At 73.5% G+C, this 20,610-nt stretch carries 18 protein-coding genes and 1 pseudogene; 10 read left to right on the top strand and 9 right to left on the bottom strand.

The features are described from left to right. Nucleotides 1-44: 44 nt before the first annotated feature. A complete protein-coding gene (locus ACFCY7_RS33795) occupies nucleotides 45-1,481 on the bottom strand; it encodes a hypothetical protein (protein WP_376489891.1) in 1,437 nt (478 codons plus the stop codon). Nucleotides 1,482-1,757: 276 nt separating this feature from the next. Between ACFCY7_RS33795 and ACFCY7_RS33790 the strand changes: the two genes are divergently transcribed. Continuing rightward, a complete protein-coding gene (locus ACFCY7_RS33790; RefSeq protein WP_376489890.1) occupies nucleotides 1,758-2,846 on the top strand; it encodes a glycosyltransferase in 1,089 nt (362 codons plus the stop codon). 59 nt (nucleotides 2,847-2,905) lie between these two features. On the opposite strand, the gene ACFCY7_RS33785 is transcribed toward ACFCY7_RS33790, so the two are convergent. From ACFCY7_RS33785 to ACFCY7_RS33765, 5 genes are all read right to left on the bottom strand, one after another. Next, nucleotides 2,906-3,748: a DUF6227 family protein gene (locus tag ACFCY7_RS33785; protein ID WP_376489889.1), complete on the bottom strand. Its 843-nt coding sequence runs from the start codon at nucleotides 3,746-3,748 to the stop codon at nucleotides 2,906-2,908. A 73-nt stretch (nucleotides 3,749-3,821) separates the two neighbouring features. Then, complete coding sequence (locus ACFCY7_RS33780) at nucleotides 3,822-4,898, bottom strand: P1 family peptidase (RefSeq protein WP_376489888.1); 1,077 nt, start codon at nucleotides 4,896-4,898, stop codon at nucleotides 3,822-3,824. A 40-nt stretch (nucleotides 4,899-4,938) separates the two neighbouring features. Then, nucleotides 4,939-5,721 (bottom strand): SDR family oxidoreductase, encoded by a 783-nt coding sequence (locus ACFCY7_RS33775; RefSeq protein ID WP_376489887.1) that lies wholly within the window; start codon nucleotides 5,719-5,721, stop codon nucleotides 4,939-4,941. Between the two features lie 272 nt (nucleotides 5,722-5,993). Then, a complete protein-coding gene (locus ACFCY7_RS33770) occupies nucleotides 5,994-8,666 on the bottom strand; it encodes a BTAD domain-containing putative transcriptional regulator (RefSeq protein WP_376489886.1) in 2,673 nt (890 codons plus the stop codon). A gap of 195 nt (nucleotides 8,667-8,861) precedes the next feature. Next, on the bottom strand, nucleotides 8,862-10,040 hold the full coding sequence (locus tag ACFCY7_RS33765) for a low temperature requirement protein A (protein WP_376489885.1): 1,179 nt from the start codon (nucleotides 10,038-10,040) through the stop codon (nucleotides 8,862-8,864). On the opposite strand from ACFCY7_RS33765, the gene ACFCY7_RS33760 reads away from it, so the two are divergent. The 9 genes and pseudogenes from ACFCY7_RS33760 (at nucleotide 10,039) to ACFCY7_RS33720 (ending at nucleotide 18,217) form a co-directional block, all read left to right on the top strand. Next, entirely contained in the window at nucleotides 10,039-10,254 is a 216-nt protein-coding gene (locus ACFCY7_RS33760) for a nitrite reductase (NAD(P)H) small subunit (protein ID WP_376489884.1), read from the top strand. The genes ACFCY7_RS33765 and ACFCY7_RS33760 overlap by 2 nt on opposite strands. Before the next feature lie 131 nt (nucleotides 10,255-10,385). Next, nucleotides 10,386-11,813, top strand: coding sequence for a NarK family nitrate/nitrite MFS transporter (locus tag ACFCY7_RS33755; RefSeq protein ID WP_376489883.1), 1,428 nt, complete (start codon nucleotides 10,386-10,388; stop codon nucleotides 11,811-11,813). Nucleotides 11,814-11,840: 27 nt separating this feature from the next. Then, nucleotides 11,841-12,654 (top strand): annotated as a pseudogene (gene pflA / locus ACFCY7_RS33750) (pyruvate formate-lyase-activating protein). A 198-nt stretch (nucleotides 12,655-12,852) separates the two neighbouring features. Next, on the top strand, nucleotides 12,853-13,872 hold the full coding sequence (locus ACFCY7_RS33745) for an MFS transporter (protein ID WP_376489892.1): 1,020 nt from the start codon (nucleotides 12,853-12,855) through the stop codon (nucleotides 13,870-13,872). Next, nucleotides 13,869-16,193, top strand: coding sequence for a molybdopterin oxidoreductase family protein (locus ACFCY7_RS33740; RefSeq protein WP_376489882.1), 2,325 nt, complete (start codon nucleotides 13,869-13,871; stop codon nucleotides 16,191-16,193). Before ACFCY7_RS33745 ends, ACFCY7_RS33740 begins: the two co-directional genes overlap by 4 nt. 7 nt (nucleotides 16,194-16,200) lie before the next feature. Then, the gene (locus tag ACFCY7_RS33735) at nucleotides 16,201-16,800 is read left to right on the top strand and encodes a 4Fe-4S dicluster domain-containing protein (protein WP_367826066.1); all 600 of its coding nucleotides are present in this window, start codon (nucleotides 16,201-16,203) and stop codon (nucleotides 16,798-16,800) included. After that, nucleotides 16,797-17,447, top strand: a complete 651-nt coding sequence (locus ACFCY7_RS33730; RefSeq protein WP_376489881.1) for a ubiquinol-cytochrome c reductase iron-sulfur subunit — start codon at nucleotides 16,797-16,799, stop codon at nucleotides 17,445-17,447. The genes ACFCY7_RS33735 and ACFCY7_RS33730 overlap by 4 nt, the downstream gene beginning before the upstream one ends. Then, nucleotides 17,444-17,875, top strand: coding sequence for a hypothetical protein (locus ACFCY7_RS33725; RefSeq protein ID WP_376489880.1), 432 nt, complete (start codon nucleotides 17,444-17,446; stop codon nucleotides 17,873-17,875). The genes ACFCY7_RS33730 and ACFCY7_RS33725 overlap by 4 nt, the downstream gene beginning before the upstream one ends. A 120-nt stretch (nucleotides 17,876-17,995) precedes the next feature. Continuing rightward, nucleotides 17,996-18,217: a hypothetical protein gene (locus tag ACFCY7_RS33720; protein ID WP_376489879.1), complete on the top strand. Its 222-nt coding sequence runs from the start codon at nucleotides 17,996-17,998 to the stop codon at nucleotides 18,215-18,217. Nucleotides 18,218-18,236: 19 nt separating this feature from the next. Here the strand turns inward: ACFCY7_RS33720 and mscL are convergent, their stop codons facing one another. From mscL to ACFCY7_RS33705, 3 genes are all read right to left on the bottom strand, one after another. Further along, the gene (gene mscL / locus ACFCY7_RS33715; protein WP_376489878.1) at nucleotides 18,237-18,755 is read right to left on the bottom strand and encodes a large conductance mechanosensitive channel protein MscL; all 519 of its coding nucleotides are present in this window, start codon (nucleotides 18,753-18,755) and stop codon (nucleotides 18,237-18,239) included. 126 nt (nucleotides 18,756-18,881) lie between these two features. Next, nucleotides 18,882-19,397, bottom strand: a complete 516-nt coding sequence (locus tag ACFCY7_RS33710) for a hypothetical protein (protein ID WP_376489877.1) — start codon at nucleotides 19,395-19,397, stop codon at nucleotides 18,882-18,884. Between the two features lie 209 nt (nucleotides 19,398-19,606). Then, entirely contained in the window at nucleotides 19,607-20,452 is an 846-nt protein-coding gene (locus tag ACFCY7_RS33705) for an S-methyl-5'-thioadenosine phosphorylase (RefSeq protein ID WP_376489876.1), read from the bottom strand. Nucleotides 20,453-20,610 lie beyond the last annotated feature (158 nt).

The following is a 20,610-nucleotide window of genomic DNA, read 5'->3' as shown; positions in this document are numbered from 1 at the left end:
GGGACACCACCCCGGGCAGGGCCCTTCGCCGTGTCACCCGCCCGTCAGGGGCTCTTCACGCCCGGGGGAACGAGGTTGCGGGGCGCTCCCGGCGGCAGGGCGCGCTTGAACCCGCCCGTGCGCAGCACCGCCGGCGTGGGCGTCGTCTGCTGGGTCCAGTCGTTTGCCCAGATGAAGTTCGAGCCGTTGGTCTGGCCGAGCGTCTGCCACACCTGTCCGCCCTTGGTCACGACCTTGACGAGTGCCGTGTTGCCCTGGTTGTCGTAGGCCACACCGCAGGCGTCGGCGGGGAAGAAGCGGTTCCGCGGGTCCGTCGGCGTCGCGACCGCGTTGGTCAGGTCCTGCCAGACGATCGTCCCGCCTGCCGTAGCCGCCCTTCCGACATAGACCTTGCCGCCGGTGAGCACCGCCTGCTGGTCCTCCGTGCTGGAGGGGGCGTAGAGGTCGATGTCGGAGCAGGGTCCTGTGGCGCCCGTGGCGCCCGTGGCGCCAGTTGCACCAGTTGCGCCTGTGGCTCCCGTTGCTCCGGTTGAGCCTGTCGCGCCTGTCGCGCCTGTGGCTCCCGTCGCGCCCGTAGCTCCGGTGGCTCCAGTTGCGCCCGTGGCGCCGGTCGGGCCGGTTTCGCCCGTGGCTCCGGTGGCCCCGGTCGCCCCGGTCGGGCCGGTTTCGCCCGTGGCTCCGGTCGCTCCGGTGGCGCCCGTCGCACCGGTTTCACCTGTGGCACCGGTAGCTCCGGTCGGGCCTGTTTCGCCCGTGGCTCCTGTCGCCCCGGTGGCTCCGGTCGCCCCGGTGGCTCCGGTCGCCCCGGTGGCTCCGGTCGCTCCAGTGGCCCCCGTGGCTCCGGTCGCCCCCGTGGCTCCCGTCGCCCCCGTGCTGCCCGTCGCTCCGGTAGATCCGGTGGCGCCCGTGGCTCCCGTCGCGCCTGTGGCCCCGGTCGCCCCTGTGGCGCCCGTCGCTCCGGTCGCTCCGGTCGCCCCTGTGGCGCCCGTCGCCCCCGTATTGCCCTTCGGGCCGGTAGGGCCAGTGTTGCCCTTCGGGCCCTTGGGGCCGGTGGGGCCTGGTGGGCCGGGCTTGCAGGCGTCGTCGCCGCCGGCGAGGGTGCGGGAGGTGGTCCCTTCGATGAGGGGCTGGATCTCCTGGTCCAGGAACTCCTGGAGGGAGTTCGCGGGTCCGTGCTCGGCCTCGTGCTCGGCCTCGTTCGCGGCCTGGTTATCGGCCTCGGGCGCGTGGTCGGTGTCGGGATGCAGGCGGGGGTCCTGCTTCTGGCAGTTGTGGCCGGGCGGGGGGCCTGCCAGGGGGGTGCTCGCCGCGCCGGGGGTGCCGGGGGTGGGGGTTCGGGCCCAGGTGGCTGCCGTGGCCGTCGCGGGGGACGCGAAGCCGGTGAGGACGAGGGCGACGGAGGCGAGCGCGCCGCCGCCGAGCCATGTGCGGCGGCGGGGGAGCGGGCCGAGCGGGGTCCGGGTCCTGGCGTCAGGACGCATGCATGCTCCTTCCTGCACCGGCCGGGGGGCCGGTGGGAGATGTCCGGGAAGCACCTGGGGCACTCCGTTTATCGGAACATCGGATTGCGCATGCGAAGTCTTGACGGTTCTGTGGCACTGCCAACGCCATGGCCCAGTGCCGAAAGCCGAACGGATGCGTACACGACGGCGAACTCGGGACCGTGCTGCGGCGTGCCGACAGCACCGTCGGGCCCGGCGTCCGTAGGGTCGCGCACCCCCGACAGCTCTCCCGTCCCCACCGGAAGTGGTGTTGCCGTGCAGCCGTCCATCTGCCTGTGCATGATCGTCAAGAACGAGGCCGCCGTGATCGAGCGCTGCCTCGCCTCCGTCCGCGGTCTCGTGGACACCTGGGTCATCTCCGACACCGGGTCCACGGACGGGACGCAGGAGCTGATCCGCGGCGCGCTCGCCGGCATCCCGGGCGAGCTGCGGGAGGACCCGTGGGTGAACTTCGGGCACAACCGCAGCCTGAACATCGCGCACGCGCGCGGCCGGGCCGACTACCTCCTGCTCCTCGACGCTGACCACGTCCTGCGGCAGGAGGGGCCGCTGGCGCCGACCGCCGACGCGTACATGATCCGCCACGAGGGGACGCTGGAGTACCGGATCAAACGCCTGGTCAGGGGTGATCTGCCGTGGCGGTACGAGGGTGTGACCCATGAGTACCTGACGGCCGACCGGGACCACGTGCAGGAGAACCTCGACGCCCTCGTCGTCGAGGACTACGCCGACGGCGGCTCGCGCCACGACAAGTTCGAGCGCGACGCCCGGCTCCTGGGCGCCGAGCTCGACCGCGACCCGGACAACCCCCGTACGGTCTTCTACCTCGCGCAGACCATGCGGGACATGGGCCGCTCCGACGAGGCCGTCGACCTCTACGAGCGGCGCGCGGCCATGGGCGGCTGGGGCGAGGAGGTGTACTACGCGCTGCTCCAGTCCGGAGTCCTCAGGGCCGACGCCGGCGAGTGGCCGGCCGCGATGGACGCGCTCTCGCGGGCCTGGGAGTCGCGTCCGGAGCGCCTTGAGGCCTGCTACGAGCTGGTGGCGAGGCTGCGGACGATGCGCCGCCACCACGCCGCGCACGCCGTCGTCTCGGCCGTGGTCGACCGGGAGCCGCCCCGCGACGACCTGCTGTTCCTCCAGCCGTGGGTGTACCGGTGGGGGCTGCTCTTCGAGTACTCGATCACCGCGTACTGGACCGGGGACCACGCGGCCTCGCTGGCCGCCTGCGACCGGCTGCTCGCGCTGCCCGACCTGCCCGAGAGCTACCGCGAACAGACCCGCGCCAACCGGGCGTTCGCCGTCGCCCGGCTGGACGAGGCCGCCGCCCCCGCGCTCGTCTGAGGAACGCGGGGGCGGCGGGGGTGCCCGGTGCCGGGGTGCGGCCGGTCGGCGATGCGGTGTCAGCGGACCCGGGAGCGGGACTCCATCGCGTCGCGGGCCGCGCCCTCGGACTCGTACACCTCGCACATGTGCCGGCCGTCGGGGGTCGACGTGTGCTCGACCTCCCACAGGCTGATCTCGCTGCCGTCGAGCAGCAGGAACTGGTGCTCGTAGAGGGTGAAGCCGGCGTCCCGGCCGCCTTCGACCGGGCAGTGGCGGCCGAAGGCCTGCGTGATGTGGTGCGCGAAGGCCAGCCGGAGGCGGCGGACCGTCCGCTCGCCCGGCCGGTCCGCGTTCTCCGCGCGCCGCAGGACGCGGCGCGCGTGGTCGGCGGAGTTGTCCGGCACGTACATCCGGGGCTGGGCCGGTATGGGGCGGGCGAGCAGGGCGCTCAGCAGCTCCAGGTCGTCGTCCTCGTCGAGGGCGCGGCCGTCGGAGCGCTCGACCGTCCAGCCGGGCAGCGGCCCGGTCGGCAGCCGGGACGCGGCGAGCCGGGCCTCCGACTCCTCCGCGTACAGCTCGTGCTGCCGGGCGCCGTCCCGGCCGGTGTTGTGCACGAGCTCCCAGAGGCTGAGCGCGCTTCCGTCGGCGAGCAGGTACGTGTGGCGGTGGGTGGTGCGGTGCAGCGACGCGCTGTGGTGCGAGGAGTGCAGCGCGCTGGAGTGCGCGAGCGCCGAACCGAGGCGCTCGACGGTCGAGTCGGGCAGGTCGAAGGAGTTGAGCGCCCGGCCGAGGAGGCGCTCAAGGTGCGTCTCGGTCGTCTCGAAGGGATCGTGAGGATCCTGCGGATCGTTCAAGAGGGTCTCCAGGCCGTCGCCGCATGTCACTTGGTGCTTGCTTAACGTAGTCCCTGGGTCTGACATCGCGTCCGGGGTTCGGGAAAACGAAGGGCGCGCACCGGAAGTTCCCGCCGGTTCGACCCCAACTCCCGTGGACTTACCGGGAGTACGCGTCCGCTGCCGGTCCGTACAACTCGCGGTACGAGGGGAAGTCGCCGCCCGGACCGCGCCGGCCGCCCGGGGCGGCGAGGACGGCCCGGACGATCGCCCGGGTCACCAGGTCCGCGCCCGCCGCCAGGATCTCGTTCAGGGCGAGCGGCCCGGGCTCCGCGGGCAGCTCCCGCGCACCGGTGGCGAGCGCGAAGACCGTGTCCCCGTCGTTCATCAGGTGCACCGGGCGCACCGCGCGCGCGATGCCGTCGTGGGCCGTGCCCGCGACCTTCCGCGCCTGGGAGCGGGTCAGCGCCGCGTCCGTCGCGACGACGGCGAGCGTGGTGTTCAGCGGCGGCGGCGCGGCCGTCCGCCGCGCCTCGGCGAGCCGCCGCCGGGCCGCCTCGTGGACCTGCGGCTCCGGGAGGACGAGCCGGCCGTCCGCGAAGTAGCAGCCGTACGGGACGCCGTTCGCCGGGTCGACGACCGAGCCCGCCGCGTTGACCACCACGAGCGCGCCGACCGTGATGCCCGACTCCAGGACGGTGCTCGCCGTCCCCACCCCGCCCCGCAGCCCGCCGGCCACGGCCCCGGTGCCCGCGCCCACCGCGCCCGCCTCCACGCGCGCGTGGTCCCCGCTCGCGGCGGCCGCCTCCACCGCCGCGCGGCCCGTCGCCGCGTCCGGCCGGGCCGCGAAGTCGCCGCCGCGCCCCAGGTCGAAGACGCACGCCGCCGGTACCACCGGCACCACGTGGGACGGGTCGGGACCCACCCGCACGCCCCGGTGCCGCTCCTCCAGCCAGGCCATCACCCCGGCGGCCGCGTCCAGGCCGTACGCGCTCCCGCCGGTCAGGACCACCGCGTCGATCCGCTGGACCACGTTCCGCGGGTCCAGGGCGTCGGTCTCCCGCGTGCCGGGCCCGCCGCCGCGCACGTCCACGGCCGCGACCATCCCGCCCTCCGGGGCCAGGACCACCGTCGTCCCGCTCAGGGCCCCGGGCCCGGCCACGCGCGCGTGCCCCACGCGCAGCCCGCCCACGTCGGTGATCGCGTCCCGGCCGGCCGTCTCCTCGGGAAGTGTCATGTCCCCTGCCTACCACGGGGCTTGGTTCCCCGCGCCCGGGTCAGCGCTTCGGGCCCAGGTAGGTGCCGCCCGAGGCGTCGATCACCGTCCCGGTGATCCACCGGCCGTCCTCCGAGGCCAGGAACGCCACCGGGTCGGCGATGTCCTCCGGCTGCCCGACCCACGGCAGCGCCTGACCGCCGATCAGCATCCCCTCCAGCTCGGGCATCGCCGCCATCGCGGCGGTCAGCCAGTCGGTCTGCGTCGGACCCGGGGCGACCGTGTTGACGGTGATCCCGCGCGCCCCGACCACATTGGCCAGCGTGCGCGTGAACGTCTCCATCGCCCCCTTCGACATCGCGTACGCGAGCTCGTCGGCGAGCGCGATCCGGGTGACGGCCGACCCGATGTTCACGATCCTTCCGCCGTCCCTCATCACCGGCAGCAACCCCTGCACCAGGAAGTACGGCGCCCGCACGTTGACCGCGAACAGCCGGTCGAACTGCTCCGGCGTCTCGTCCGCCAGGTGCCCGCCCGAGCCCGTCGTGGCGGCGTTGTTCACCAGGACGTCGAGCACGGCCTCCCCGGCGTGCGCGGCGAGCCCCGCCCGCACGCCCTCGACGAGCGCCGACACCCCCTCGTGCGCGGCCAGGTCCGCCCCCACGGAGAACGCCCGCCCCCCGGCGCCCACGATCAGGTCCACCGTCTCCCGCGCCGCCGCCGCGTCCCGCCCGTAGTGCACCGCCACGACCATCCCGTCCGCGGCCAGGCGCCGGGCTATGGCCCGCCCGATCCCGCGCGACGAACCGGTGACGAGGGCGGTACGGGTGATCTGCTGCTGCATGGCGGTCTCCTCGGGCTACCGACGCGGCCCGGGGCGTCTCCCCGGGGCACGTGAGAACACTCGCGCCGACCGCTGACGAACCACTGACCACCGGCTGACGAGCACTGACGGCGACCGACGGCGACCGACGGCCAGCGACGTCGACCGGCGGCCGTGGACGGCGACCGAACGCGACCGGTGGCTGTGGGCGGCGACCGAAGCGACCGGCTGTGACCGACCGCCATGAGGGCTGCCCGCTCTCAGGCCGCCCTCAGGCCGCCCTCAGGCCGCCCTCACGCCGCCGGCAGGCCTGCCCGCCGGGCCGTCTCCGCCGCGCGGGCGCGGTCGGCCGCGGCGGCGCCGGGGTCCCCGGCCACCTCGTGCACGGCGGCCCGGCGGTGGAGCAGGTCCACGACGTCCTCGGCGACGCCCAGCGACTCGAAGAGCTCCAGCGCCTCCGCGAGGAGCGGCAGCGGCTCGGGGGACAGCGCCGCCAGGCCTTCGAGGGCGGTGGCCGTCCCCCAGCGTTCCCCCAGCCCCCGGAAACCGGCCAGCGCCTCCGTCAGGAGCGCCCCGGCCGACTCCGGCGCGGGCGGGTTCGCCGAGAGCGCCAGCAGGGCGCGGCCGACGAGGGCCAGGGCGCGGGACCACGGGTCGTCGCCGAGGAGCAGCCCCGGGACGGCGCCGGGGGTTCGCGACGAGGCCGGATCCTCGGCGAGGCCCTGGCCCTGGCTCTCGTGCCCGCCGACGGCCGTCGCCCAGAGGAAGGCCGTGTACGGCTGTCGCAGCGGGGTCGTACGGGAGGAGAGGAACGCCCGGGCGCGGTCGACGTGGGGGCCGTCGCGGAGGCCGGCCGCGAGGACGCAGAGCGCGTACTCCTCGCCGAGTTCGGCGGTGGGCGTCACGCGGTCGAGGAGTTCGGCGACCGGTGCGGCGACCCGGCCGCGGAGGCCGCGGAGCCACCAGTACGGGGTGAGGGCGGCGACCATGCGGAGGCCGTCGTCCGGGGTGCCGCCGCGGAGGGCGGCACGGAGGTCGGCGTCCTCCGCGTCGAGGCGGGCGAGCCACTTCAGCTGGTCGGGGCCGCGGAGTTCGGGGTCGGCGGTCTCGGCGAGCCTGCGGTAGTACGCGTGGTGGGCGGCGGGCGCAGGGTCGGTGTCGGGGAGCCGCTCGGCGGCGTAGGCGCGGATCGTCTCCAGCATCCGGTAGCGGCCGTCGCGCAGCTCGACGAGCGACTTCTCCACGAGGGAGGCCAGCGGGCCGGCGCCCGCCCCGCACACCCGGGCCGCGGCGTCCGCCGTCGCTCCGCCGCGGAAGACCGAGAGGCGCGCGGCGAGTTCCCGTTCGTCGGGTTCGAGCAGGGACCAGCTCCAGTCGACGACGGCCCGCAGGGTGCGGTGCCGTCGCGGGGCCGTACGGTCGCCGCGCGACAGCAGCTCGAACCGCTCGAACCGTTCGCCGAGGCCGTCCGCGAGCTCGTCCACGGACAGGGACCGCAGTCGGGCCGCCGCGAGCTCGACGGCCAGCGGCAGTCCGTCGAGTGCCGCGCAGAGCTCCGCCACGCGCGCGTGGCCGGTGAATCCGGGCCGTACGGCGGCGGCCCGCCGCACGAACAGCTCCTGCGCCGTCTCCGGCTCCAGCGCCCCGAGCGGCAGCAGGGCCTCCCCGGTGATCCCGAGCGCCTCACGGCTCGTCGTCAGGACCCGCAGCCCCGGGCAGGCGGCCAGCAGGCGTCGTACGAGCACCGCCGTCTCGTCGACGACGTGCTCGCAGTTGTCCACGATCAGCACCACCGGCCGCCCGGCCAGCGCGGTGTCGAGCCGCGCCTCCCCCCGCACCCCGACGGCCCGCGCGAACGCCTCGGAAACCTCCCCGGATCCGGCCCCGGCCCCGTTCCCGGCAACCCTGCTCCCGTCGGCCCCGTTCCCGGCGGTCCCGCCGGTCCTGTTCCCGGCGGCCTCGACGGTCCCGGCCCCCGGGACCGCGCCCAGATCCACGAAGAACACCTCGCCCGGCAGCCCCGCCCCCGCTCCGGGCCCCGCTCCAGCCCCCGCCCCCACCTCCAGGGCGAGCCGGGTCTTCCCCGCGCCGCCCGGGCCCACGACGGTCACGAGGCGGGAGGCGGCCACCAGGGAGGCGAGCCGCTCGCGTTCCCGTCGCCGTCCGACGAAGTCCGTCAGGGGCGCGGGCAGCGGCGGGGGAGTCGGGCGGGACTCCGCCGGTGCGCCCCGGAGGAGTTCCAGGTGGACGGCGGACAGTTCGGGGGACGGGTCGGCGCCCAGCTCCCGGGCGAGCGCCGCCCGCACCTCCTCGTACACGGCGAGCGCCTCCGCCTGCCGTCCCGCGGCGCCCAGCGCCCGCATCTGGAGCGCCCGCAACCGCTCCCGGAGCGGCTGTTCACGAGCCGGTGGCTCCAACTCCCGCACCAGGAGAGCCGGGTCGGCTCCGGAGGCCAGGGCGGCGGCCGCCCACTCCTCCACGGCGTCGAGCCGTGACGCGTCGAGCCGGGCCGCCTGGGCCGCCGCGAACGGCGCGTCCCGCACGTCGGCGAGCGCCGGACCCCGCCACAGCGCGAGCGCCTCCCCCAGCGACCCGGCCGCCCGTACGGGGTCGCCCGCCGCCCTGGCCCGCGCGCCCGCCCGGACGAGTGCCTCGAACCTGAGCACGTCCACGTCCGCGGCGGGATCCCCCACGGCCAGGCGGTACCCGGCGCCGGTGAACTCCACCGCCACCCCCGCCGGGAGGGTCCGGCGAAGCCGCGAGACCTGCGCCTGGAGCGCGCCCGGCGCCCCGGCCGGCGGCTCCTCCCCGTACAGCCCGTCGACGAGCCGCTCCACGGGCACGGTCCGGCCCGCGTCGAGCGACAGCAGGACGAGCAGGGCCCGGACCTTGGGTCCGCCGGTGACGGGCAGCGGAGCCCCGGCGGCATCGGCGAGCACGAGCGGTCCGAGGAGGCGGAGGATCATGTGCCGGATTGTGGCGCAGGGCGGCGGGGGTGCTCCAGGGCGGGGCCGGGCGTCCGCGGTCGGACGTGGCGACGCCGCCCGCGCGCAGCGGCCCTCCGCCCCTCGACGCCGCTTTTCGACGCCCGCCCCTCGGCGCCCGCCCCTCGGCGTTCGGTCCGCCGCCCGTCGGTCCGCCGCGCCTCGGTCCGTCGCCCCTCAGACCGTGGCCGTCGGCCGGGTCGCCGGGTTGTGTGCGGTCAGGGTCACGCCGATCGCGACGGCGGCGGCCGCGACGAGGCCGGCGGAGAGGACCGCCCAGCGGCCGGCGAAGGAGCACATGAGGATGGCGAACGCCGCCACCGGGAGGACGAGTTGCTGGGCGATGCCGACCTTGAAGTAGCGGGCGTGGAGCAGCCACACGGACAGCAGGAAGACGGCCGACGGGATCGTCACCGCCGCGGAGGCGCCGAGGGTGGAGATGTGGGCCTTGCCGACGGACTGCTCGACGGCGATCTCCAGGCCGGCGCCGACGGCGGCGGCTGAGGTGAAGATGACGTAGTGGCCGTAACCCCACAGGAAGCCCTGGCGGCTGGAGGTCAGCCGGGCGTGGGCGGGTACGACGAAGTAGATCCACCAGGCGGCGAAGACCAGCAGCAGACCTCCGGCGGCGATCGGCAGCAGCTCGCCGAGCGCGTCGTGCTCGACGATGCCCGACTTCACGGCGACGGTCGCGGCGGCGACGGTCTCGCCGAGCACGATGATGGTGAACAGGCCGTACCGCTCGGCGATGTGGTGCGGGTGCCAGTTGCTGGGGGCGTCCTTCTCCGCGTACACGGGCACGGCCATCTCGACGAGCGCCATCACGAGGAAGACCCAGGGGCGGGCGGGCTCCGGGGCGAGGACCAGTGCCAGCCAGCCGACCTGGCAGGCGAGGACCCCGCCCGCGTACCGCCGGCACATCGTCCGCTCGGCGGGATCGGTGGCGTGGTGCGCGGCGCGCAGCCACTGCGACGCGAGCGCGACCCGCATGACGAGGTAGCCGAGGTAGACGACGAGGAAGTCGTGCTGCTGGGCGGCGCGCGAGACACCGGCGGCGAGGATGAGCACGCCGGCGATCTGGACGAGCGTGACGACGCGGTACAGCACGTCGTCGTTGTCGTACGCCGACGCGAACCAGGTGAAGTTCATCCACGCCCACCAGATCGCGAAGAACACCATCACGTAGTTCGCGATGCCCTCCCCCGTGTGCCCCTCGGCGACCGCGTGCACGAGTTCCGCGCCCGCCTGCGCGACGGCCACGACGAAACACAGGTCGAAGAACAGCTCCAGGGGCGTGGCGGCCCGGTGCGACTCCTCACGGGAGCGTGCGGTGAGAGGGAGAAACGGTTGTGTCATGGCCCCAGCACAGCAGAGCGGGCCGTCCGTGTGCCACGCGGACACGGCGGCGGTGGCGTCCCCGAGGCACGAGCAGGAGTTCGACCTGCGCCCCGGGGCCTGCCTCGACGACCCCGAGGTGTCCCTGCCGGTCCTGCCGGTCCTGCCGGTCCTGCCGGTGCTGCCGGTCCTGCCGGTCCTCCCGGTCCTGCCGGTCCCTCCGGCACGCCGCTGACGGGACCTACGCCCCGTCGGACGGGGCGACCAACGCCCGCGCGTCCGGCGACCATCGGCACTCACCTCCGCCTTGTGCCCGGGCGCAGCCTGGAAGGGCAAGGAGAGCCCGCGAAAAGGCAGGGAAGCGCCATGAGTTCCGTAGTCCGATCCCAGGACGGCACAAGGACGGGTGGGCCGGCCCCCTCGTACGACACGGAGCAGTACCGCCCCGGAAAGCCGATCACCGACTGGGAGCCCGAGAACGAGCTCTTCTGGACGTCCATCGGCAAGAAGGTCGCCACCCGCAACCTGTGGATCGCGGTACCGGCGCTGCTCGTGGCCTTCGTCGTCTGGCAGGTGTGGTCCGTCACGGCGACCGACCTGAAGGACGTCGGCTTCGGCTTCTCGACGTCCCAGCTGTTCTGGCTGACGGCCGTCCCCGGCCTGACCGGCGGCACGGCCCGGATCCTCTACACCTTCCTCGGCCCGATGGTCGGCCAGCGCCGCTTCACCGCCCTGTCGACCGCGGTGCTGATCGTGCCGCTGATCTGGCTCGGCATCGCGATCCAGGACCCGACGACCCCGTACGCGGTGATGGTCGCCATCGCGGCCCTCTGCGGCATCGGCGGCGCGAACTTCGCCTCCTCCCTCGCCAACATCGGCTTCTTCTTCCCCAAGGCGAAGAAGGGCAGCGCGACCGGCATCAACGGCGGTCTCGGCAACCTCGGCGTCTCCGTCGTCCAGCTGCTCACCCCGATCGTCATCACCTGGTCGACCATCGCGATCGGCTCGGCCCAGCACAAGGCCGACGGCACCCCCGTCTACCTGCAGAACGCCGCCTTCCTCTGGGTCCCGGTGCTGCTCGCCCTCGCCGCCGTCGCCTGGTTCGGCCAGAACGACCTGAAGGTCGCCTCCACCCCGTTCCGCCGGCAGAAGGTCATCTTCAAGCGCAAGCACAACTGGCTGATGACCTGGTTGTACGTCGGCACCTTCGGCTCCTTCATCGGCTTCGCCGCCGCCCTGCCGATGCTGATCAAGACGACGTTCCCGGACTACTCGGTCGCCACCTACGCCTGGATGGGCCCGGCCGTGGGCGCCCTGGCCCGCTGGGGCGGCGGCTGGATCGCCGACAAGTGGGGCGGCGCCCGGGTCACGATCCTGTCCTTCGTCGGCATGGCCGCCTCGATCGTCGGAGTGATCGCCTTCCTGCCCTCGGGCAGCGACGGAGGCTCCTTCTACGGCTTCTTCCTCTGCTTCCTCGCCGCGTTCTTCTTCTCCGGCATCGGCAACGGCTCCACCTTCCGCCAGATCCCCGTCATCTTCCGCGGCACCCACCTCAAGGGGCTGGAGGAGGGCACCCCGGAACACGCCAGGGCGCTGAAGCAGGCGGAGATGGAGTCCGGCGCCGTCACCGGCTTCACCTCGGCCATCGCGGCCTACGGCTTCTTCTTCATCCCGGCCCTCTTCGGCTCGGTGGCCGTGACCAGCGCGATGTGGGGGTTCGTCGCCTTCTACCTCAGCTGCACGGTCGTGACCTGGTGGTTCTACGCCCGCAAGAACGCCGAGGCCCCCAGCTGAACCGACACCTCCGAAGGAGGCCCTGCCATGACCAGCTTCGCCATCGGTCCCGTCACCCCGGCCGCCGCGGCGACCCGGCGGCCCTCGGAGGGCTCGGTCCATTCCTGGGACCTGTCCACCGGCGTCGACGGCCCCGGCACCCGCTTCGTCGCCTTCCTCTCCGGCTGCCCCCTCACCTGCCTCTACTGCCACAACCCCGACACCTGGCGGATGCGCAACGGCATGGGGGGTGGCTCCCAGCGGTAGCCGGGGGAGAACCTCCGCCGACGACGTGATCGCCGAGGCCGCCAAGTACGTCCGCTTCATCTCCGCGTCCGGCGGCGGCGCCACCGTCTCCGGCGGCGAACCGCTCCTCCAGCCCGTCTTCACCGGCGAACTGCTGCACCGGATGAAGCACGAGCTCGGCCTCCACACGGCCCTCGACACCTCGGGCTTCCTGGGCGTCCGCGCCACCGACGCCCTGCTCCGCGACACCGACCTGGTCCTGCTCGACATCAAGTCCTGGGACCCGGACACGTACAAGAAGGTCACCGGCCGACCGCTGCGGCCGACCCTGGACTTCGCCCGGCGCCTCGCCGACCTCGGCCAGGAGGTCCACATCCGCTTCGTGCTCGTCCCCGGACTCACCGACGACCCCGCCGACATCGAGGGAGTCGCCGCCTTCGCCGCCGGTCTCGGCAACGTCTCCCGCGTCGACATCCTCCCCTTCCACAAGCTCGGCGAAGCGAAATGGCAGGCACTCGCCATGCCGTTCACCCTGCACGACACCCCCTCCCCGACGCCCGGTCAGATCGCCGCGGCCCGCGAGACCTTCCAGGCCCACGGCCTGAACGCCGTCTGAGCGACGCCCTCACCCGATAACCACCCAAAACGGGAATAAAGGCCCGTATGGCCTTACCGTGGCGGCGTGACCGAGCCACCTCAGACAGTCGAGCCGACCCCCGGGCCGGGCGATCCGGACCCCAGCACCCTCGCCACCGGTGGCCCCACCCCCGGAGGACCCGAAGCCGCCGGAACCCCGCCGCAGACCCCCGCCGCCGTGCGCCGCCGCGCGACCCTCGCGGGGGCCGCCGTGTCCGTGCTCCTGATCATCGCGATCGTCTTCGGCAGCCGACTGCTCCGCGACTTCGACTCGGCCCTCCTGCCCTACGCCGTCGCGACCGTCTTCCTCGCCTTCGGCGTCGCCTACCGCTACACCGTCTGGGTCTCCGCCCCCGGCGCCCGCCGCCTCTTCCGGCAGGGCTGGCGGTCCTTCTTCTCCGCCGCGAACTTCCGCCGGGCACCCACCGCCCTGCCGAAGATGATCGCCACCTACCTCGGCTTCCAGAAGTTCCTCGGCGCCCGCTCGCACGCCCGCTGGGCCGCCCACCAGCTCGTCTTCTGGGGCTGCCTGCTCGCCGCCGCGATCACCTTCCCGCTCACCTGGGGCTGGTTCACCTTCACCTCGTCGACCGGCTCGGGCCCCGGCTACGAGATGCGGATCTGGGGCTTCAAGGTCATCGGCTTCGACTCCCTCGGCATCCTCGGCTGGCTCATGTTCCACGGCCTCGACATCGCGGCCGTCCTCGTCATCGCCGGCGCCTCCTACTTCCTCCGGCGCCGCATGAAGGACCGCGGAGCCATCACGGGCCAGCGCTTCGCCTACGACCTGGTGCCGCTCATCTGCCTCATCGTCATCTCGGTGACCGGGCTCCTGCTGACCTTCTCGTCGATCTTCCTGCACGGCGGCGGCTACGAGTTCCTCGCCGTCCTGCACATGGTCTCCGTCGTCTTCACCCTCATCTACATCCCGTTCGGGAAGTTCTTCCACATCGTCCAGCGGCCCGCCGCCGTCGGCATGCAGCTCTTCAAGTACACCTCCCGACGCAAGGACGAGGCGGTGCTCGCCTGCCGCCGCTGCCACGAGCCCATCGACACCGCCCCCTACGTCGAGAACCTCCAGGGCACCATGCGCGACCTCGACCTCGGCTTCGACGCCTGGGCCGAGTACTGCCCCCGCTGCAAGCGCATCCTCCGCGGCAACGCCTACCTCGACCACGTGAAGAAGGGCTTCAAGTGACCGCGACCGACCCCGCGACCACCCCCGGCCGGCCGCTGCCGCTCGACCCCTCCCTCGCCCCGCCCGGCACCCGCCAGTTCCGCGACGCCGGCGGGATCCCCGCGGACCGCTGGCACGCCGACCAGAACGGCGAGACGCTCGTCCCCACGCACTGCTGCTTCTGCGGGGTGCAGTGCGGGATGTACCTGCGCGTCGACCGCGGCGGCAAGGTCTTCGGCGTCGAACCCCGCAACCACGACATCAACCGCATGCGGCTGTGTCCCAAGGGCATCAACGCCTACCAGCAGGTCAACCACCCCGACCGGCTCACCGCGCCGCTCATGCGGCGCAATCGCGACGAGGAGTTCCGCGAGGTCAGCTGGGACGAGGCCCTGGACCGCACCGTCGCGGAGATCCGCCGCATCCAGGGCGAGTACGGCAACGACGCCTTCGGGCTCCTCGGCGGCGCCAGCCTCTACTCGGAGAAGACGTACCTCGTCGGCAAGTTCGCCCGCGTCGCCCTCAAGACCCGGCACGTCGACTACAACGGCCGCCTCTGCATGGTGTCCGCCGCAGGGGCGAACAAGCTCGCCTTCGGGATCGACCGCGCCGGAAACCCGTTCTCCGACATCCTCCTCACCGACTGCCTCCTCATCGCGGGCTCCAACGTCGGCGAGTGCTTCCCCGTCATGACCCAGTACCTGTGGGGAGCGCGCGACAGGGGCGCCACGCTCATCGTCGTCGACCCGCGCGAGACCGCCATCGCCCGCACCGCGGACGTCCACGTCGCCCTCAAGCCCGGGACCGACTCGGCCTTCTTCAACGCCGTGCTGCACGTCGTCGTCGCCGAGGGCCTCGCCGACGAGGCCTACCTCGCCGCCCACGCCACCGGCTGGGACGAGGTGAAGGAGACGGTCGCCGCGTACCCGCCCAGCCGCTCGGCCACGATCTGCGGCGTGCCCGAGGAGCAGATCGTCCAGGTCGCCCGGATGTTCGCCGGCGCGGGCAAGGCCATGGCCTGGCACGCCCGCGGCGTCGAGCACCACTCCCAGGGCGTCGAGAACTGCCTGACCATCATCAACCTCTGCGTCGCCACCGGGAACATCGGCAAGCCCGGCGCCGGCTACGGCACCATCACCGGCCAGGGCAACGGCCAGGGCGGCCGCGAGCACGGCCAGAAGTCCGACCTGCTGCCCGGCGGCCGCTCCATCACGAACCCCGAGCACCGCCGACAGATCTGCGAGATCTGGGGCATCGACGAAGTCGAACTCCCGCTCGCCGGCACCTCCATGATGGAGATGGTCTGGCAGATGCAGCGCAAGGAGATCCGCGGCCTCGTCGGCATCTGCAACAACCCGTTCGTCTCCCTGCCGAACTACGCCACCGTCAAGGACGGCTACGACACCCTGGAGTTCCACGCCCAGTTCGACTTCTTCCTCTCCGAGACCGCCGCCAACGCCCACGTGGTCTTCCCCGTCACCGTCTGGGCCGAGGACGAGGGCGTCATGGCCAACGCCGAGGCCCGGGTCGTCAAGCACAACAAGGCCCAGGAACCCCCCGCCGGCGTCCGCACCGACACCTGGGTCATGTGCGAACTCGCCCGCCGCCTCGGCGCCGGGGACAAGTTCGAGTTCCCCGACTCGCGCGCCGTCTTCGAAGAGCTCCGGATCGCCTCCGCCGGAACCGTCAACGACTACTACGGCATCACCTACGAACGCCTGGAGGAGACCGGCGGCATCGCCTGGCCGTGCCCCACCACCGAGCACCCCGGCACCCCCCGCCTCTTCGAGGACGGCCGCACCTACCACCCCGACGGCGCGATCCACCTCCAGGTCGTCGAATGGCACCCGCCGATGGACCCGTACAGCGAGGAGTACCCCCTCTCGCTCACCACCGGCCGCACCGTCGCCCACTTCCTCTCCGGCAACCAGACCCGCCGGCTCGGCGCCCTCGTCGAACAGACCCCGCGCCCCTGGGTCGAGGTCCACCCCTCCCACGGCTTCCGCAACGGCGACCCCGTCCGCGTCGTCACCCGCCGCGGCAGCGAGGTCTTCCCCGCCCTCGTCACCGAGGCCATCCGCCCCGACACCGTCTTCGTCCCCTACCACTGGCCCGTCCCCACCGCGGCGAACGCGCTCACCATCGACGCCCTCGACCCCCGCTCCAAGATCCCGGAGTACAAGGTCTGCGCCGCCCGCATCGAGGCCGCCGAACGCGTCGACGAGGTCCCCGCGCCCCCCACCGCCCCCGGACACCAGGCCTACCCGGAGACCCAGGTCTCCCGCCTCGACCCGCTGCCCCCGACGTCTCCCCAGGGCCGCGGCACCGCGGAGAGGAGCTGACCCGCACATGATGGGCCGCACGATCTTCATCGACCCGGGCCGCTGCATCGGCTGCCAGGCCTGCGTCTCGGCCTGCCGCGAATGCGACTCCCACCGCGGCAAGTCGATGATCCACCTCGACTACCCCGACGAGGGCCACTCCGTCGCCTCCCTCCCCACCGTCTGCATGCACTGCGAGGACCCCGTCGCCCCGTGCGCCGAGGTCTGCCCCGCCGACGCGATCCTCGTGACCGCCGACGGCGTCGTGCAGCAGGCCGACACCACCCGCTGCATCGGCTGCGCCAACTGCGTCAACGCCTGCCCCTTCGGCGTGCCCAAGATCGACCTCCAGGCGAAGCTCCAGATGAAGTGCAACCTCTGCTACGACCGCACCGCCTACGGCCTCGCCCCCATGTGCGCCACCGTCTGCCCCACCGGCGCCCTCTTCTACGGGACCCTCGACGAACTCAGGGCCGAACGCCCCGGCGTCCAGGTCGCCGACACGTTCACCTTCGGCACCACCACCGTCAGCACGGGCGTGGCGATGGTCGTCCCCGCCGACAAGGTCCAGTGGCCGGTGCCCGGCGGCCTCCCCGTCGTCGAGATCAATGGAAGGGACGTCCGTTGAGCGTCACCGATCCCCAGCCGCCCGCGCCGGAGGCCCCCGGCGACGCGGCGCAGGAAGCGCTCCACGACCGGATCGCCGCCGACTCCCTCACCACCCGCCGCGACTACCTGCGGATCGTCGCCACCGTCTCCGGCGGCCTGGCCGTCGGCGGGGTCGCCGTCGCCTCCGGCATCCTGCACCGGCACGGCGACAGCGAGGGGGCCCCCGAGGTCAGGAAGATCGCCGACCGGATCGAGCGGGGCGAGTCGCTCGCCTTCCGCTACCCCGGCGACGAGGACCGGGCGATCGCCGTCCGCATGGAGGACGGCACCCTCGCCGGCTACTCCGCCGTCTGCACCCACCTCGCCTGCGCCGTGCTGTGGCGCAAGGAGCGGGGGAGCGAGGGCGAGCTGTACTGCCCCTGCCACGAGGGGATCTTCGACGCCCGTACGGGAGAGGTCACCGCCGGACCGCCGCCGCGGGGACTGCCGAAGGTCATCCTGATCGAGCAGACCGACGGCAGCGTGTGGGCGATCGGCACGGCCCGCTCGGGCGAGAGCGCCCTGGAGGGCTTCTGCCGCCAGAACGGCGACGACCGTCCGGGCTGCCCCGGCTTCGGCGCCGGCGGCCCCGGCGGCAGGGCGGCGGAGAGGAGCGAGCGGACATGAGCGACAGCACGTTCCCCCAGGACCCGGAGGCCCCGCGCCCCCCGGCGCCGGCCTCCGGCGGCGGGGACCCCGAGCCGCCGCGTCCGCCCGCGTACACCCCGGGCAGCGCGCAGCCGCGGCTGAACCGGCCGGTGCACGAGCGCTACCCGCAGATCCGCCCGACGAGCGGCTACGGCGACCCCCGGATCCGGCACACCGGGCCGGGGCCGGGGGCCGGTACGGAGCAGGAGCCGGAGCGGTCCTCGAAGCTGTCCGCCCGGCTGGCGCTGGCGCTCACGGTCGTCATCGGCCAGCTGTGGGGGCTGACGATCGTGGTGGACGAGTGGATGACCGGCGACACCGGCACCGCCTGGTGGGGCGCGGGCTTCCTCGTCCTGTCGTTCCTCGTGGTGCTCGGCCTCTGGGCGATCGACCCGAAGGACCGCTGAGCCGGGATGCCGGCCGGCCGCCGGGCCTCGGGCGGCACCGTGGTGGCGAGCCGGGGCATCGTCGCAGGATTTCGCAGATCAGACGGGTGCGGGGCGGGGCGGCGGGCGTACCCTGAGGGTATGAGTTCCGCCCCCGCCCACGGCCCGCGAGACGCGAAGCGGCCCGGCAGCACATCCAGCCCCGAGAACACTCCGAAGCCGGTGCTCGTCTTCGACGATCCGCTGGACCAGCAGTCCGCGGACGACACGGACCGCGGGTGGGGCGAGCGGCCTCCCGCCGGCGGCGACAGCGCCGCCGACCTCGCGCGCTTCCTCGACGAGAAGCCGCCGCACCACCTCTGAACCCGGCGTACGACGCCGGTCAGGAGGTGGAGTGCGTCCCCGCGCCGCCGCCGACGACCCCGGAGCCCGGGGTGTTGTTGTTCGTGTACGGGCCGCGCTGGGCGACGAGGTGGTCGCGGATCTCCTTGAGGACCTCCAGCTCGCTGATCTCCATGGTCTCCGCGACGCCCTCCTTCGCCTTCTCGTGCGCGGCGCGCTTGGCGAGGATCTTGGCCATCGGCAGGACCATCAGGAAGTAGACGACGGCGGCGGTGATCAGGAAGCTCAGCATCGCGCTGAGGACCAGGCCCCACTGGAGCTGGATGCCCTGCATCTCCCCGTTCACCACGCGGCAGGGGTCCTTGAGGCAGGACGCGTAGCTCTCCAGGTCCTTCGTGCCGAAGGCGCCGACGATCGGGTTGATGATGCCCTTGACCACCGAGTTCACGATGTTCGTGAACGCGGCACCGATGACGACCGCGACCGCCAGGTCGATCACGTTGCCACGCATCAGGAAGGCTTTGAAGCCTCCCAGCAGACTTTCCTTCTTCTCGGCCACCAAGGTGCCTTTCGTCGCTCGTGATGTCGTGTGTACCGCGGTGTGCGGAGCCATTAGGCCGTGAACGGCGCAGACGCGTCCAATCCGTACACACGGGACGGTGACTTGACAGGCAGTCAGTGCGAATCAGCACAGTGTCACCGCCAGTTGGGACGTGACGCCGGCACCTGCCAGCGCCGTCGCCGTCGGCCGCGGCACGGACAGGACGACGAGCGCCCCTCCGTCCGATCGAGTCTCGCCCGGGCGCGGGACTTCGGCCACTCGGGCACCCGTCGCGACCACGCGGGCCTCACCGCCGCCGCCGAGGCCGGAGTTGGGCGCGGCGATCACGTCGACCCGGTCGCCGGGCCGCAGCAGTCGAACGGTCTCGGCGTCGGCGATCCGCACGGGTGCGGACACCAGGGGAGCGGCGGCGGGCGGTCGGGCACGGGCGGTCTGCGCGGGCCGGGAGGAGTCCGCGCCCCCGCGCGGGACGGATCCGCTCGCGACGGCCAGCGCGACCGCGGCCAGCGCCAGGAGCAGCGCCGGAGCGAGCCGGCCCCGGCGCAGCGCCCGCCGCAGCCGGTGCCGGGTGCCCCGGACCCGTAGCGGTTCGAAGGCGGGCACCGGGCAGGGGCCGGGGAGGGAAGAGGTGGTCGTCATGCGGGGTGCCGCCGTCCTGGTCGGGTGCGTACGAGGGTCCGTACGTCCGTACGCGGGTGCGTACGAGAGTCCGTACCCGGGTGCGTACGAGGAAGTACGCGCCCCACTCTCCCGGCCCGGTCGCCGTCCCGCTCCGGCCTGGGGATCACCCTGCGCCTGTGGACAACTCCCTCACCCCCGCGAGGGGTTTGCGGCAGTCCGCGAGGGGTTCACGGCAGTTCGATCCCCAGGTCCCACCCGTCGTGCGCGCGGGTGCACAGGCAGTCCCGGTCCGCCGTCGCGGGCAGCGCGCCCACCGCGTCGAAGAGGACGTCCCTGAGCCGTCCGACGTTCTCGCCGAAGACCCGCAGCACCTCGGTGTGGGAGACGCCCTCGCCGGTCTCGGCGCCCGCGTCGAGGTCGGTGACGAGCGCGAGGGAGGTGTAGCAGAGGCCGAGCTCGCGGGCGAGGACGGCCTCGGGGTGTCCGGTCATGCCGACGACGGACCAGCCGGCTGCGGCGTGCCAGCGCGACTCGGCGCGGGTGGAGAAGCGGGGGCCCTCGACCACGACCATCGTGCCGCCGTCGACCGGTTCCCAGCCCCGCCCCCGGGCGGCCTTGACCGCGACCCGCCGGCCGTCGGGGCAGTACGGGTCGGCGAAGGTGACGTGGACGACGCGCGGCACGGCCCCGTCGGCCCGCCGCTCCCCGTCGAAGTAGGTCTGCGCGCGGTTCTTCGTACGGTCGACGAGCTGGTCCGGTACGACGAGGGTGCCGGGCCCGTACTCCTCGCGCAGGCCGCCGACGGCGCAGGGGCCGAGGACCTGCCGGACGCCGACGGAGCGGAGCGCCCAGAGGTTGGCGCGGTAGTCGATCCGGTGCGGCGGGACGGTGTGGCCGCGGCCGTGCCGGGGGAGGAAGGCGACCCGCCGGCCGGCGATCTCGCCGAGGAAGAGGGAGTCGCTGGGGCTGCCGTAGGGGGTGTCGACGGACACCTCGGTGACGTCCTCAAGGAAGGAGTAGAAGCCGGAGCCGCCGATCACGCCGATGTCCGCGTACACGTCATGGTTCGCCATGGCCGTCAGCCTAGGGGTGGTCCCGAGGGATGTGGGGCGGTCTCCGGATGTGCCGAGGGGCCCCGTCGCGGTGTGCGACGGGGGCGGACCGGGGGACAGCTAAGGGGGCCGAGCTTAGGGTGGTCGTCGCTGCCGTAGAGGTGGGGGTGGAGGGAGAC

This window comes from Streptomyces sp. NPDC056361 (assembly GCF_042262805.1).
Lineage (GTDB): Bacteria > Actinomycetota > Actinomycetes > Streptomycetales > Streptomycetaceae > Streptomyces.
Note: the sequence above shows the minus strand (reverse complement) of the source record. Positions and strands in the feature narration are given on the sequence as shown.